The sequence below is a fragment of the Herbaspirillum sp. genome (assembly GCF_035644555.1).
GTDB lineage: Bacteria > Pseudomonadota > Gammaproteobacteria > Burkholderiales > Burkholderiaceae_D > Herbaspirillum.
The window spans coordinates 82,511-96,488 of the sequence record NZ_DASQOH010000018.1 but is presented as its reverse complement, the minus strand read 5'-3'; the positions used below and the strand labels follow the sequence as shown (position 1 = coordinate 96,488).

Sequence of the window (13,978 nt, the reverse complement as noted above, 5' to 3'; positions counted from 1 at the left end):
CCGACGAGTGCGAACAGCTGGACGCTTTCCGTGATGCCCATCCGGCGCGCCAGCCGGATGCGGAGTGATTCATCGGCCGGCAGGCGTCCGGGATTTCCCGACCGGGGCAGGCAAGAACTGACAGCGACATTACGGAGCGCGCCCACAGAAAAACGATAGCCGGCAGACAGACCGGGCTACGCGGCGCCATTCTTTCCACAACTAACGGAGGAAACATGCAGAAGATGAAAATCGCCGGCGCCATGACGCTGGCTGGGATGGTGTTGTCCAGCGCGGCGCACGCGCAAGGCTCGTCGGTGATGATCTACGGGATCATCGACAGTGCCGTGGCCTATACAACCAATGCCAATGCAAACGGCAATTCCGTGATCAAGATGCCGTCGCTGACCGGCAGTTATCCGTCGCGTATCGGATTCAAGGGCAGCGAAGACCTGGGCGATGGCCTGCAGGCCCTGTTCGTCCTGGAGTCCGGCTTCGCCCCCGACAGTGGCGGTATGGGGCAGGGCAACCGCTTGTTCGGCCGGCAATCGTTCGTGGGCCTCAAAGGCGGCTGGGGCCAGGTATCGCTGGGACGCCAGATCAACATGACCTTCCTGGCCACTGCCAAGAGCGACGTCATCGGCCCCAGCCTGTTCTCCATCAACAGCATCGACAGCTACCTGCCCAATGCGCGTAGTGATAACGCCATCGGCTACCTGGGTAATTTCAACGGCTTCACCGTCGGTGCCACGTATAGCTTCGGTCGTGACACTGCCTCCGCCGGCGGCCCCTCTGCCACCAACTGCCCGGGCGAGGTGGCTGGCAATGCCAAGGCCTGCCGCCAGGTGACCGGCTTGCTGGGCTATGACGGCAAGGGTTTTGGCATAAATTCATCTTACGACATTATGTATGGCAATACCGGCGCTTCCGGCGGCCTCAGCAGCAGCGGCAACACCGACCAGCGCGTGACGCTGAACGGATACGTCATGCTGGGTGAGGTCAAGCTGGGCGGAGGAATCATCGATCGCCGCACACGCGCTGTCGGCAATGTGAACACCGACTCCGATCTGTACTACCTGGGTGCCAGCTATCCCTTCTCTGCGGCCCTGGTGCTGGACGGCCAGCTGATACGCCTGAACGTCAAGGGCAGCAGCAATGACGCAACGATGTCGGTGGCAAGGCTCACATACAATCTTTCCAAGCGCACGGCCATCTATACGTCGATGGGCTACATCAAGAACGGCGGGACCTCGGCCTTGGCCCTTGATGCTGGCGGTACGGTCGGCGCCGGCAAGAACCAGTTTGGCGTGATGACTGGTATTCGCCATATGTTCTAGGGGCAACGGGATCGGTGGCCGTCTTCAGAAGGGAAGGACAGGGATACTCGCCGTAACTACCCTGGACATCGCTTGCGACACTTGCGTGCAGAGTAATGTCGTTGTTTGGCCCGCCAGATGGCGGGCCATTTTTAATGTGCTCAAGAACGCAACGATTGAGGAGTAAAAGGGAAAAGGCCGGAAGCGCAGACCCGACGACACACCTGCGTGTCCCGTCGGACCCTGTCGGGAGACGCAGATAAATCAGAAGCGGTAACTGAGCGTGAGCGTACTCACCAGCGGATCGAGACGCACATCGGATGTCGTGGCGGCGCCGCCGAAGGCCGGCAGCGTTCCGGTGGCTGTCGTGCTGACCCAGATCTTCTTCACATCCAGTAGCAAGCTCCAGCGATCCTTCAAGGGAATGGCCACGCCCAGCTGCAGCACCGGACCGAAGGCGCTCTTGACCTTCAGATCGCGCACAAAACCATCGTCGGTACTGAACACATGGGTGTAATTGATGCCCGCGCCGATGTAGGGCCGCACCGGACCATCGGTCAGGAAGCTGTGCCGCAGCGACAGCACTGCCGGCCCGTAGGTGACCTTGCCCAGCTTGCCGGCGCTGGAGAGCGTGCCGGCACCGCTGAGTGTTGCCGTCGGTGGCAGGCCCATAGCCAGCTCGGCGCTCCAGCGCTCATCGAAGTGATAGATCACGCCGAAGGCGAGCGAACTGTTGTCGCCGGCGCTGGCGTTGCCGCCATTGACCTGTGCGCCATTGACCTTGACGGTAGCAGAGGCAGAGAAGCCGATGTGGGCATAGCCGGCGTAGAAGCTCCACGGCGATGGGGACGCCGGTGCGGCTGAAGACTGTTGGGCCAGCGCGCAGCTTGCCGGCAGCAGCATGGTGGCCGTGGCGACGCAGGCAAGGCGATGTGTGAGGTTCATGTGGCTCTCCCTCTTCAATCGCGACCGGCGACCACGATGGCTTGCGCCAGTGCCGTCGGGTTGGTGAACATGACCTCGTGGCTGCCATCCATCTCCACGTAACGGAACAGGCCGAGACGTTCTGACAGACGCGGATGCCAGGGCAGGCTGTGCGGCAGTGCGGTGTCTTGACGGCAGTTGATGTAGGACTTGCCCAGCATGAGGGCGGCCGTCGGCTGGCTCAGGGCGAGCGCATCGGTGAGGCAGCGATAGGGCTGCGGATGCAACTGATCGAAGGCGCGCTGCGCCAGCGTGGCATTGGCATCGTTGATGAAGTTTTCGCGCCAGATCGGATAGGGCAGCATGATAGCCCCTTGATTGGCTTCTGCCAGCGACTGGAATAATTCGCGGTAATGCGGCGGCGTCATGTCCGCCAGGCTCTCTCCAGGCAGCGGCACAAACGCATTGAGATAGATCAGGCGTTGCAACCGGTGTGCCACACGATCGGCCGCGCCCGAGATGAGCATGCCGCCATAGCTGTGACCCAGCAAACGTACCTGATGCAGGTCATGCTGTTCCAGGTACTGCACCAGCGAATCGATACTGTCTTGCAGGTTGACCGTCCGGTAGTCTTCCTGCGGGCGGTTTCCCACGAGTGTGGGGTAGTGAACGATGTGCCCCTGTTCGCGCAGGTGCGCAGCGGTGGATTCGAAGGTGTCGCCTGTGTGCCAGGCACCATGCACCAGGACATAGGTATCGGTAGTCATGCTGTCTCCATGATGTTGTAGTGGGAGACTGCATGGTGGCGCATGGCACTGCTGCCGGATGGCCGTTATCTGCCGCCACTCTGGCCGCTCAGTGCCAGGCTGTTGGTCACACTAAAAACCTTTCTTCAATCAGTGCGGGAAATGTTGCTGGCAGGCTCACGCCGGCTCTGGCTGGGGCGCTGGCCGGTATGTGCCAGCCAAGTGCGGGTGAAATGCGACGCATCGAGCCAGCCAGCCCGACGGCCGATCTCGGCGATCGTCAGATGCCGGCATGCAGGCGAGCCCAGCATGCGTCGTGCAGCGGCCAGCCGGTGACGGTTGAGCAGCGCGGCAAAGCTCTGCTTGTTACGCGCCAGTGCCCGATAGAGCGTTCGCACCGAGATGCCCAAGCTGTCGGCGACTTCGGTGGCGCTCAGGCCGGGCTCGGCAAAGCGCGCGCCCACTGCGGCCTCGATACGTTCGTTCAGATGATCGTCCTCCGCGATGACCGACTCTCTAGCAGCCGTAACGAAGGCGGCCGCGATTAGTCCACCCAGATGGTCCCGATGCTGCGCCGCTGGCAAAGCCGATGCCGCGCTTGCGGCCTGACGCAGATAGGCAGCCAGCACCGCACCCCATCCGCCGTTGCCGTCCACGCGGCGGCCCAGCATCTGCTGGGCATCGGGCAGCCAGGCATCCAGCCAACCGATGGGCAACTGGATCGACAGGGTATCGACCCGCTCCGGAAAATGCAGTGAATAGCGCTGCCGCGAATCGATCAACACCAGGTCGCCCGGCAACAGACGCGCCTCATTGCGATTGTGCTGGACGATATTGCAGGGTGTCGCTTCCTTGCATAGCAGGTAGTAGTAATTGCCATTGCCGCGGCTGATGGCGCCGCGCGTACGGTAGACATCCTGAGCGCTGCCGGTGACGCGGTTCAGATGTAGCCCGGCCATCTCAGTCGATTCCAGTCGCGCCGAAAACTCCTTGCGCATGCCACTGTCGGCTTCCATTTCGAGGAAGCATTCGCAGATTGCGCCGACCCAGTAATCAAAACGCTGTGTGGACTGAACCGTCTCCGTAGTCCAGACCCGGGTGCCCTGGCCCATGCTTGTCTCCAGTCAGAAGATCGCCGGAGTGCATGATGGCTGCGGTCGTCTCCGTGCGTGTGCGTCCTGATTTTTCCAAGGCCCATTCCATCATCAGGAATGGGCCTGGTGTTTTATTAGCCAATTATATAAGCCGGGCCATCGCCGCGACATGCAACGGGCGTGATCTTCAATATCACGGGGCATGATATTTCTGGGTGGAAATGGTCTCTGTGGATGTGTCACCTCGTCCTCTTTTCCAGCCAACTCTTGCCCTCTAGCGGCTTGCCGGGCGAGTTGTGCCTTGAACTGGATAGGTGATCGGTGGCCTAGTGCCAAGTGCACGCGCCGTTCGTTGCAACTGGGTGCTCACGCATGACCCTGGACCTATGGAAGCACGGCCGTTGAATTGCATCGAAAACTGCGCATGGGGGGCGTTGATTTTAGCTCGGAGATTCTGGAGCGCTTCGTACAAGTACGAGTAGCGTCCTAGGTCTTTCGCCCTTTGTTTGATGGATCGCCGTTGATTTGTATCGCCTCGATCCGGTTACATGACGCTTACATGACGCCGAAAAGCAAAAAGGCCAACTCCGAGAGTTGGCCTAAGTGCTTGAATCTATTGGTGCTGATGGGCGGAATCGAACCGTCGACCTACTGATTACGAATCAGTTGCTCTACCAACTGAGCTACATCAGCAAAAGTCCGCGATTATAGCGGTTTCTTTTCCCTAGTTCCACTCCCCATGGGAAATTTCCCTGGGCATCGCCCCAATGGGAAGGGGGGAAGGGGCGCCGCCCCGACTCAGCCGTCAATCTTCCTGTCTTCCTCCTTGGCCTCTTTCATGGCATCCGGTTCCAGTTCCTCGGCCGCGCGGTTGCAATAAATGAAATATCCCCATGCTGCCAGCAACGCGCCAGTACCCGCCAATAGCGCGGCGGCGTACAGCAGGTCGGCGGCTTCTTCGTGTACCGCGCGGAAGGTCATTACCAGGCCTTCGATGGCCAGGGCGACGATCACCACCACGAAGAACCGCGACAGGAAACGTCGTACCCGGGTCGGGGCGCTGATGTTGGCGTCGCGGACGACCTCCTCTTCGGTGATGGTCTCGGCAATCTGGAAGGCCACCACCGCCGCCGCCAGGATCCCGATGGCCTCGATCAGGGCCTGGGCTTGCGGCAGACCCATGCCTTCAGTCAGCGCTTCGAAACCCATCCGGGCTGCGATGGCTATCAGCGCCAGCGCGCCCAGCGCAAACAGCACCGCAATCGTGCCATGTACCACCCCGAATATCGTCGTGATCCGCTTCATCAATGTTCCCCTTTCGTCTTGTCGTTGAGACCGATTGGACTGAGCAGTTGCAGAAAGGTTGTCTTAGCTGATGAGGATGGGGGGCGGCGAGGCCGAAAGTGGCGGATGTGAGTCGCCCAAAATCATTTCCGTGTGGAATCTTCATGCCCCGTCGGTTTAGGGGCCTGCTGCATGTCTTACACCGATATCAGCGGCAGTCGCATGGCAGAAGCGGCAAGGAATTTCTAGGATGAATGCATCGCAGGTTTCATCAGCGTCACTTTTTCATCATGCCCGCCGCCAGGCGCGTAGCGGGCACAGCCCGACAGGAGGTGATCATGCCCCAATCCGCATGGAGCAATAAGCGCGAACGTCAATACGAGCATATCAAGTCCGGCGTCCTCAAGCGGGGTGCCAGTACAGGGCGGGCCGAGGAAATCGCTGCGCGGACCGTCAACAAGGAAAGGGCGCAGCACGGCGAGGCGCATTCCGCGAGCAAGACTTCCCTGCACGACATGTCGCCCTCGCGGCGTGGCGGCATGCGTTCCCATCAGGGAAGCGGCGGCCGTACTTTCAAGCAGCTGTATGCCGAAGCAGCGTCACGCAATATCAAGGGACGCTCGGGGATGAACAAGGCACAGCTCGAAAAGGCTCTGGCCTAGCGTAGCGGTCCGCCGTCGCCAGGACCGGCTGCACCGGTCTTCTCAACGCGTTCGGTTTCCTCAACACCACAACGCCCCCGATTCACATCGGGGGCGTTGCTTACATCAGGCGGCGATGATGCCGCTGGCGGCCGTGGTGACCGGTGCGCGCCATGCGCGCCCTCGGCACTTACTTGGTCACTGCCAGCAGGGTACGCTGACCACCCTTGTAGGTGTACAGGGTCAACGAGCCATCCTTGATGTCGCCCTTGGAATCGAAGGCGATGACGCCGGTCACGCCCTTGTGGCTGATCTTGGCCAGTTCGGGCAGGTACTTCTTGGGATCGGCGGAGCCGGCCTTGGCCATGGCATCAGCCACGGTCATGGTGGCGTCGTAGGCATAGGCTGCGTTGTAGACGACGTCGATGCCGAACTTCTTCTTGTAGGCCGCGCGGAAGTCGTCCATGCCCTTCTTGCCGGACTCATCCACACCGCCTGCTTCGGCGCACACCACCTGGTCGTCGCCCAGGCCGTCACCGGCCAGGCTGGGCAGGGAACCGGTGCAGATGCCGTCGCCGCCCATGAACTTGGCGCTGATGCCCAGCTGCTTCATCTGGCGCAGCATCGGGCCACCCACCGCATCCATGCCGCCGAAGAAAACCACGTCCGGCTTCTTGCCCTTGAGCGAGGTCAGGATGGCATTGAAGTCGGTGGCCTTGTCGTTGGTGAACTGGGTGCCCACGATGGTGCCGCCGGCAGCCTTGGCGCCCTTGGCAAATTCTTCAGCCACGCCCTGACCGTAGGCGGTGCGGTCGTCGATCACGGCGATATGCTTGGTACCCAGCTTCTGCACCGCGTACTTGCCCAGGGCTGCGCCCAGTTGCGCGTCGTTGGCTACCACGCGGAAGGTGGTCTTGAAGCCTTGCTGCGTGTACTTGGGGTTGGTGGCCGAGGGCGACACCTGCGGGATGCCGGCGTCGCTGTAGATCTTGGAAGCCGGGATGGTGGTGCCGGAATTGAGGTGGCCGATCACCGCGGCGACCTTCTGGTCGACCAGCTTGGTGGCCACTGCAGTCGCTTGCTTGGGGTCCGACGCGTCGTCTTCGCCAACCAGTTCGAACTTGACCTTCTTGCCGCCGATGGTGAAGCCTTTGGCGTTCAGTTCATCGACCGCCATGCGGGCGCCGTTCTCATTGTCCTTGCCCATGTGGGCGTTGGGACCGGACAGCGGGCCGACATGGGCGATCTTGACCACTTCCTGGGCATGCGCGGCGCCTGCGAATGCCATACCAATAGCAGCGGTTAATGGAATAATGGCGCTCTTGAGTTTCATAGATTTCCTCTGTAGATTGGATTGACCACTTTTAATGTTTTGTCTCACTACACAGCTTTATTCAGATCCCTGTTGCGGTGACCTGGCGTCCCGCTTTGCTTTCGTCCCCGACTTTCTGAATAATGCAGACGGTACAACATAAGAATCGGCAAAGCCAAGTTTTTTTTGAGCGGCCTACCTGTAAATCATCCTCATATTTGTCCCATGCCTGCCAAACTTCATACGCTCGACAAGGTGGATCGCAAGCTGCTCAACATGCTGCAGAAGGATAACCAGATTTCCACCCGCGTACTGGCGGAAAAACTGCACATCTCGCAGCCCACCTGTCTGCGCCGTATCCGCGATCTGCGCGAGGCCGGCATCATCAGCGCCGAGGTGGCGATGGTCGATCCCTTCGCGCTGGGCTACGGCATGCTGGCCTTCCTGGAAATCTCGCTGAACAACCAGTCGGACCAGCACATGCAGGACTTCGAGCAGCGCATGGCCAAGGAGGCCGAAGTCATGCAGTGCTACTTTGTCTCGGGCGAATACGACTACTTCCTGGCAGTGCACGTCATCGACATGGATGCCTATTACCAGTTCGTCAGACGTGTGATCTCGGGTTCCGGCAATGTGCGCCATTTCCAGTCGCGCTTCCCCATGAAGCGGGCCAAGTTCACCACCCGCATCGCCTTCGATGAAAAGGCTGTCGAGGTGCAGGTGCGCGTACCGGGCTGATGCACTGCCGGCGCTGCCGGCGGTGGGATACTGTTAGATCTGGCGACCGTTTCGCCTAGCGGGACGGGCCACATTTACTAAGTTTAATTGCCTGGCCGACGGCCGTGCCGGTGGCTGGAACGGGGCTCGCCTGCGGGCAGGCATGCTGTTTGCATTGCGGGGAACTTGTCAGTTGTGTTATTTTCCCCCTATCCAGCGGTGCGCAGGCGAAGAGGTCGGGCCGGCACTGCGTCCTCGCCGGGGCAGTATCGTGGTCACAGGCAGCAAGAGCGGACACAGATCAGCATCCCGTGCCGGCGCCAGCCAGGCCGGCCCATCGGCAGCACCCAGTATTCCCCAACATCCACCGTCCGCGGCACGCGATCCGCAGGGCGCAGCCTTGCCCGGCCAGCCCTGGGTGACCAAGGTGGGACCGGCAGGTCCGGTAATCGCCGCGCACCGCCATCTCTAACAGATCGAACAGAAAGGAATCCCCGCACGATGCACGAAGTCGAGTTATTCATCCAGGACATGGCGATCATCATGCTCATCGCCGGCATCGTCACCGTTGTCTTCAACAAGTTGAAACAGCCGGTGGTGCTGGGCTATATCGTCGCGGGCGTGATCATCGGCCCGCATACCCCGCCGTACGACCTGATCCAGGATGAGAAGACCGTGCACATCCTCTCGGAGCTGGGCGTCATCTTCCTGCTGTTCTCGCTGGGGCTGGAGTTCAGTCTCAAGAAACTGGCCAAGGTCGGGGCCACCGCCTTCATTGCCGCCGCCGCAGAAATCCTGCTGATGATCTGGATCGGCTACGAGATCGGCCTGTATTTCGGCTGGAAGCGGATGGACGCCATCTTCCTGGGCGCCATGCTGGCCGTGTCCTCCACCACCATCATCGTCAAGGCCCTGAACGAGCTGGGCATGAAGAACGAGAAGTTCGCCCAGATCATCTTTGGCATCCTGATCGTGGAAGACATCCTGGCCATCGGCATGATCGCCTTGCTCTCCGGTGTGGCCACCAGCGGTTCGGTCGATTCCACCGAAGTCTTCACCACCGTGGGCAAGCTGGTGCTGTTCATGACTGTCTCGCTGGTGGTGGGTATCCTCGCGGTGCCGCGCCTGCTGAGCTTCATCGCCCGCTTCAAGAGCCAGGAGATGCTGCTGGTGGCGGTGCTGGGCATCCTCTTCGGCTTCTGCCTGCTGGTGATGAAGCTGCAATACAGTGTGGCGCTGGGGGCCTTCCTGGTGGGGGCGGTGATGGCCGAGTCGCGCCATTTGCATCGCATCGAACGCCTGGTCGAACCGATTCGTGACATGTTCTCCGCCATCTTCTTCGTGGCCATCGGCCTGCTGTTCGATCCCAACGTGCTGGTCAAGTACTGGATGCCGATCACCGTCATCACCCTGGCCGTGGTCTTCGGCAAGCTCATCAGCTGCGGTCTGGGGACCTTCGTGGCCGGGCAGGGCGGGCGCACGCCGATGCGCGTGGGCATGGGCCTGGCGCAGATCGGCGAGTTCTCCTTCATCATCGCCGCACTGGGGCAGAGCCTGAAGGTCACCAGCGACTTCCTCTATCCCATCGTGGTGGCGGTGTCGGCGGTGACCGCACTGCTCACGCCCTACCTGATCAAGGCTGCCGACCCGCTCTCGGCCAAGGCGGTCACCCTGGTGCCGGCCCGCGTATCCGGGCTGATGGGCATGTACTCCAACTGGCTGGAAAGCCTGCAACCGACCGGCGACCGCGCCGAACTCACGCGCATCATCCGCCGCATCCTGATGCAGGTGATGGTGAACCTGGCACTGGTGATCGCCATCTTCATCGGGGGTGCCTTCTTCGTCGATGGCCTCTCGCGCCAGCTGTCGGCCTGGACGCCGGATTCCGATGTGCAGAAAGCCATCATCTGGGGTGGCGCGCTGGTGCTTTCCCTGCCATTCCTGATCGCCACCTATCGCAAGCTGCAGGCCTTGTCGATGCTGCTGGCCGAGGTCAGCGTCAAGCCCGAGTTCGCGGGAGCGTATACTTCCGGGGTGCGCAAGGTGGTGGCGGAAGTCTTGCCCATCATGTCCATCGTCGGCATCATGCTGCTGATCTTCGTGTTGAGCGCCAGTATCCTGCCGCCGTTGAACCTGCTGGCCTTCGTGCTGGCAGCCGCAGCCGGGCTGTTGTGGTTGCTCTGGAGCAAGCTGGTCAAGCTGCATTCACGGTTGCAGATCGCGCTGTTCGAGACGCTGGACGAGAAGCCGGATGACGTGCACTGAGCCGCGATCATCCCGCTGCACGGGAATTTAGGGCTTCCGGAAAACCGGATCTCAGGGTTTTATTTACGTTGGACTAAAGAAAATGACTCAAGACGAACTCAAGCTGGCTGTGGCCAAGGCCGCCATCGACTACGTGATCGATGGCGAAATCATCGGTGTGGGTACCGGCTCCACCGCCAATTTCTTCATCGATGAACTGGGCAAGATCAAGCATCGCATCAAGGGCGCGGTAGCGTCCTCCGAGGCGACCGCCGAACGCCTGCGTTCGCACGGCATCACGGTGTTCGATCTCAATGAGGTCGAGACCATGCCTGTGTATATCGATGGCGCCGATGAGATCAATGCCGGTGGCGCCATGATCAAGGGCGGTGGCGCTGCGCTGACTCGCGAAAAGATCGTGGCCTCGGTGGCGCAGAAGTTTGTCTGCATCGCCGATGGTTCCAAGCTGGTGGACGTGCTCGGCAAATTCCCGCTGCCGGTGGAGGTGATCCCCATGTCGCACGCCGTGGTGGCGCGCAAGCTGGCTGCGCTGGGCGGTGAGCCGCGTCTGCGCCTGAACAAGAATGGCGATGGCCAGCCGCTGGTGACCGACAACGGTTGCTACATCATCGATGTGCTGGGCCTGGCCATCACCGATCCGGCCGATATCGAAGACAAGATCAACAATATCGTCGGCGTAGTCACCAATGGTCTGTTTGCCCGCCAGGGTGCCAATGTCTGCCTGCTGGGCACCGCCGACGGTGTCAAGAAGCTGGAGTTCTGAAGCGCCTGCAGTAGTTTCATCGTTTCTGCAAGATGTAAAAGAATGGCCGTGTCGCGAGACACGGCCATTTTCGTTGTTGCCATCGACGTCGATCAGGGCTGCCCCGGCTTGGCCTTGGCCTGGTCCCGGGCGATCACCACGGTCATGCGCGCCGGATCGAGATACTTGCGCACCGCTGCGTTGAGTTGCGCCAGCTTCAGGTCGGCCAGTTTCAAATCCAGCTGCTGCTGCCACAGGAAGCTGCGATCCAGGTTCATCAGCGCCGTCCAGCTGGTGGCGATGCCGCCATCCCCGGCACGCTGCTGGTTGCGCTGCTGCAGGATGCCGGACTTGGCACGCAGCAGTTCTTCTTCTGTGAAACCGTCGCGGATCAGGCGCGTGATTTCCTCGCGCACGGCGGCATCCACCTTGTCCAGGTTCTGCGGCGCGGCGATGGCGCGTATGCCGAAATAGCCGGCATCGCTGATGGCGCCGATCTGCAGGCCGCTGTTGATGCCGTAGGACAGGCCATCCTGCTGGCGGATGCGATCGGCCAGGCGCGACTTCAGGCTGGAGCCGCCGAGCAGGTAGTTGGCCACCGCCAGGGCCGGATAGTCGGGGTCGTCGTCCCGCAGGCGGATGTTCTGACGCGCCAGATAGACGCCGTTTTCCTTGTCGGGCGTGTCGATGACGATGCGCCGGGCGGGAATCTCGGCCCAGGTCTGCAGCACTCGCGCATAGGGGGCCGGGCTGGCCCAGCCGGCGAAGGCCTGGTCGATGGCGCTGCGCGCGGCCGCGGCGTCGAAGTCGCCGACGATGGCCAGTTCGCCATGCGAGGCCCCGTAGAAGCGCTGGTGGAAGGCCTTCACCTGCTCCAGCGTGACCGCCTGCACGGCGGCGATGCGCTGTTCCAGCGTCTGCGCGGCGCGCCAGTCACCCGGAGGGTAATGATCGAAGTGCAGTTGCAGGGCTTCGGCTGCGCGCGCGTCCGGTTCCTTGCGGTTGGCTTCCAGCGCCGCCAGTGTTTCATTCTTCAGCTGCGTGAATTCGGCCGGGTCCATGCGCGGATGGCGCAGCACCTCGCCGGCCAGCGCCAGTGCCGGGACCAGGTTGTCGCGCGTGGTCTGGAAACGATAGATATCGCCGTTGATCTTCAGGCGGGTGATCTCATCGGCCAGTTGCCGGCGGTCCAGTTTCTCGGTGCCGCGCAGGAGCATGGCAGCCGTCAACTGGGCCACGGCACGCTGGCCGAACAGGCTCTGGGCATCGCCGAATTCCAGGTTCATGCTCACCGATACCGTCTGCCCACGCGACTTCTTGGGCAGCAGTGCCAGGTTCAGCGAGGCGTGCGGCGGCTGCCCCGGTGCGATACGGGTAGTGCGCTGTTCGATGTTGCCGGGTGCCGGGTCGAAGGCTTCCCCGGAAGCGATCGCGGGGCGCGGCTGGTATTGCGCCAGCAGTGAGTCCACGCTGGGCGCGGCGGGGACCTCGCTGCGTTGCGGGTGATCTTCCGGCAGGTACAGGCCCACGGTGCGATTGTCGCGGCGGAAATACCTGGCGGCAGCCGCAGCGATGTCGGCACTGCCCAGGCGCTGCTCCAGGTCGCGGTCGATGAATACCAGCCGCCAGTCACCACGTGCAATCGCATTGGACATGGCCACGGCCATCTGTTGCGGATTGTTCTGCAGCGTCTCGAAATTGTTGGCGCTCTCGCGATGCAGGCGCGCCACTTCCTCGGCCGTCGGCGGCTTGGTGCTGAAGGATTCCACGGCCGCGATCATGGCCTGCTTGACGGGTTCGATGTCGACTCCGGCCTTGAGCTGCGCCACGACCATCTGCAGTCCCGGTGCGAAGCCGCTGAGCTGCATCGAATAGACCGCCGTCGCCAGTCCGGTCTCCACCAGCGACTTGTGCAGCCGGCCGTTGGGCGTGTCGGCCAGGATATCGCTGGCGAAGGAGAGGGCGGTTGCGTCCGGGTGCAGCGCGGAAGGCATCTTGTAGCCCAGCGCCACCAGTTGCAGGTCGCCACGACGGCGGATGGCGAACTGGCGCTCACCGTCCTGGGTCGGCTCCACGGTCCAGAATTCGGGCAGCTTGCGCTTGGGGCGGGGCAGACGGCCAAACGTCTGGTTGACCCATTGCAGCACCTCGGCCGGCGCGAACTTGCCGGCGATCAGCAGCACCGCATTGTCTGGCTGGTAGTAGGTGCGATAGAAGGCCTGCAGGTTCTCGATGCGGACATTCTCGATGTCGCTGCGCGCACCGATGGTATTGCGGCCATAGCTGTGCCAGTCATAGGCCACGCTCTGCATGCGCTTCAACATCACCCGCGAGGGCGAGGTCTCGCCGGCTTCGAATTCGTTGCGCACCACGGTCATCTCGCTGTCGAGGTCCTTGCGCGCAATCCTGGAATTGACCATGCGATCGGCTTCCATGGCGATGGCCCATTGCAGGTTGTCCTGGCCGGCCTGGAAGGTCTCGTAGTAGTTGGTGCGGTCCAGCCAGGTGGTGCCGTTGAAGTTCATGCCACGCTTGCTGAACTCCTGCGGAATGGCCGGATAGCGCGGCGATCCCTTGAACATCAGATGTTCCAGCAGGTGCGCCATGCCGGTCTCGCCATAGTTCTCGTGACGCGAGCCGACCAGGTAGGTGATGTTGACGGTCACCGTGGGTTTGGAATCGTCCGGCAGCAGCAACAGCTTGAAGCCGTTGGCAAACCGGTATTCGCTGATGCCTTCGGCACTGGGGCCGGCCGTGACACCCATCGGCAGTGCCATCGCCCCCGCCGGGCGGACGGTAGCGGCGGCCGGGGTGGCGGCCCGCGCGGCCGGTGCGGCGAGCGTGAAGCCGAGACTGAAGCAGAGAAGGGCAAGGCGCAGATGACGCAGGGACAAGATGGACTCCAGCAGGAAATCGGATGCGAAGTCGGCATTGTAGACCCAGCCGTGCCGTGCCATC

General features: G+C 61.8%; 11 protein-coding genes and 1 tRNA gene. 5 read left to right on the top strand and 7 right to left on the bottom strand.

Annotated elements, in window-relative coordinates; translation table 11 throughout:
* Nucleotides 1–215: 215 nt before the first annotated feature.
* Entirely contained in the window at nt 216–1,316 is a 1,101-nt protein-coding gene (locus tag VE092_RS06745; protein WP_324875097.1) for a porin, read from the top strand.
* 243 nt (nt 1,317–1,559) lie between these two features.
* On the opposite strand, the gene VE092_RS06740 is transcribed toward VE092_RS06745, so the two are convergent.
* From VE092_RS06740 to VE092_RS06720, 5 genes are all read right to left on the bottom strand, one after another.
* Complete coding sequence (locus tag VE092_RS06740) at nt 1,560–2,240, bottom strand: OmpW/AlkL family protein (protein WP_324875095.1); 681 nt, start codon at nt 2,238–2,240, stop codon at nt 1,560–1,562.
* A gap of 14 nt (nt 2,241–2,254) precedes the next feature.
* A complete protein-coding gene (locus VE092_RS06735) occupies nt 2,255–2,986 on the bottom strand; it encodes an alpha/beta hydrolase (protein WP_324875093.1) in 732 nt (243 codons plus the stop codon).
* 125 nt (nt 2,987–3,111) lie between these two features.
* Nucleotides 3,112–4,077: a helix-turn-helix domain-containing protein gene (locus VE092_RS06730; RefSeq protein ID WP_324875091.1), complete on the bottom strand. Its 966-nt coding sequence runs from the start codon at nt 4,075–4,077 to the stop codon at nt 3,112–3,114.
* 599 nt (nt 4,078–4,676) lie between these two features.
* Nucleotides 4,677–4,752: transfer RNA gene (locus VE092_RS06725), tRNA-Thr, on the bottom strand.
* Nucleotides 4,753–4,857: 105 nt separating this feature from the next.
* Nucleotides 4,858–5,364 (bottom strand): hypothetical protein, encoded by a 507-nt coding sequence (locus VE092_RS06720; protein ID WP_324875089.1) that lies wholly within the window; start codon nt 5,362–5,364, stop codon nt 4,858–4,860.
* 317 nt (nt 5,365–5,681) lie between these two features.
* On the opposite strand from VE092_RS06720, the gene VE092_RS06715 reads away from it, so the two are divergent.
* Nucleotides 5,682–6,005, top strand: a complete 324-nt coding sequence (locus VE092_RS06715; protein WP_324875087.1) for a plasmid stabilization protein — start codon at nt 5,682–5,684, stop codon at nt 6,003–6,005.
* 169 nt (nt 6,006–6,174) lie between these two features.
* On the opposite strand, the gene VE092_RS06710 is transcribed toward VE092_RS06715, so the two are convergent.
* Nucleotides 6,175–7,317: a branched-chain amino acid ABC transporter substrate-binding protein gene (locus tag VE092_RS06710; RefSeq protein ID WP_324875085.1), complete on the bottom strand. Its 1,143-nt coding sequence runs from the start codon at nt 7,315–7,317 to the stop codon at nt 6,175–6,177.
* A gap of 204 nt (nt 7,318–7,521) precedes the next feature.
* On the opposite strand from VE092_RS06710, the gene VE092_RS06705 reads away from it, so the two are divergent.
* The 3 genes from VE092_RS06705 (at nt 7,522) to rpiA (ending at nt 11,041) form a co-directional block, all read left to right on the top strand.
* Nucleotides 7,522–8,034 (top strand): Lrp/AsnC family transcriptional regulator, encoded by a 513-nt coding sequence (locus VE092_RS06705; protein ID WP_324875082.1) that lies wholly within the window; start codon nt 7,522–7,524, stop codon nt 8,032–8,034.
* Between the two features lie 480 nt (nt 8,035–8,514).
* The gene (locus VE092_RS06700) at nt 8,515–10,278 is read left to right on the top strand and encodes a cation:proton antiporter (protein ID WP_324875080.1); all 1,764 of its coding nucleotides are present in this window, start codon (nt 8,515–8,517) and stop codon (nt 10,276–10,278) included.
* Nucleotides 10,279–10,360: 82 nt separating this feature from the next.
* Nucleotides 10,361–11,041: a ribose-5-phosphate isomerase RpiA gene (rpiA, locus tag VE092_RS06695; protein ID WP_324875079.1), complete on the top strand. Its 681-nt coding sequence runs from the start codon at nt 10,361–10,363 to the stop codon at nt 11,039–11,041.
* 92 nt (nt 11,042–11,133) lie between these two features.
* On the opposite strand, the gene VE092_RS06690 is transcribed toward rpiA, so the two are convergent.
* Nucleotides 11,134–13,914, bottom strand: coding sequence for a pitrilysin family protein (locus tag VE092_RS06690; RefSeq protein WP_324875105.1), 2,781 nt, complete (start codon nt 13,912–13,914; stop codon nt 11,134–11,136).
* Between the last annotated feature and the right edge of the window lie 64 nt (nt 13,915–13,978).

Coding starts and splice junctions, on each gene's coding strand:
- VE092_RS06745 (WP_324875097.1), top strand. CDS start 216: ATGCAGAAGATGAAAATCGCCGGCGCCATGACGCTGGCTGGGATGGTG.
- VE092_RS06740 (WP_324875095.1), bottom strand. CDS start 2,240: ATGAACCTCACACATCGCCTTGCCTGCGTCGCCACGGCCACCATGCTG.
- VE092_RS06735 (WP_324875093.1), bottom strand. CDS start 2,986: ATGACTACCGATACCTATGTCCTGGTGCATGGTGCCTGGCACACAGGC.
- VE092_RS06730 (WP_324875091.1), bottom strand. CDS start 4,077: ATGGGCCAGGGCACCCGGGTCTGGACTACGGAGACGGTTCAGTCCACA.
- VE092_RS06720 (WP_324875089.1), bottom strand. CDS start 5,364: ATGAAGCGGATCACGACGATATTCGGGGTGGTACATGGCACGATTGCG.
- VE092_RS06715 (WP_324875087.1), top strand. CDS start 5,682: ATGCCCCAATCCGCATGGAGCAATAAGCGCGAACGTCAATACGAGCAT.
- VE092_RS06710 (WP_324875085.1), bottom strand. CDS start 7,317: ATGAAACTCAAGAGCGCCATTATTCCATTAACCGCTGCTATTGGTATG.
- VE092_RS06705 (WP_324875082.1), top strand. CDS start 7,522: ATGCCTGCCAAACTTCATACGCTCGACAAGGTGGATCGCAAGCTGCTC.
- VE092_RS06700 (WP_324875080.1), top strand. CDS start 8,515: ATGCACGAAGTCGAGTTATTCATCCAGGACATGGCGATCATCATGCTC.
- rpiA (WP_324875079.1), top strand. CDS start 10,361: ATGACTCAAGACGAACTCAAGCTGGCTGTGGCCAAGGCCGCCATCGAC.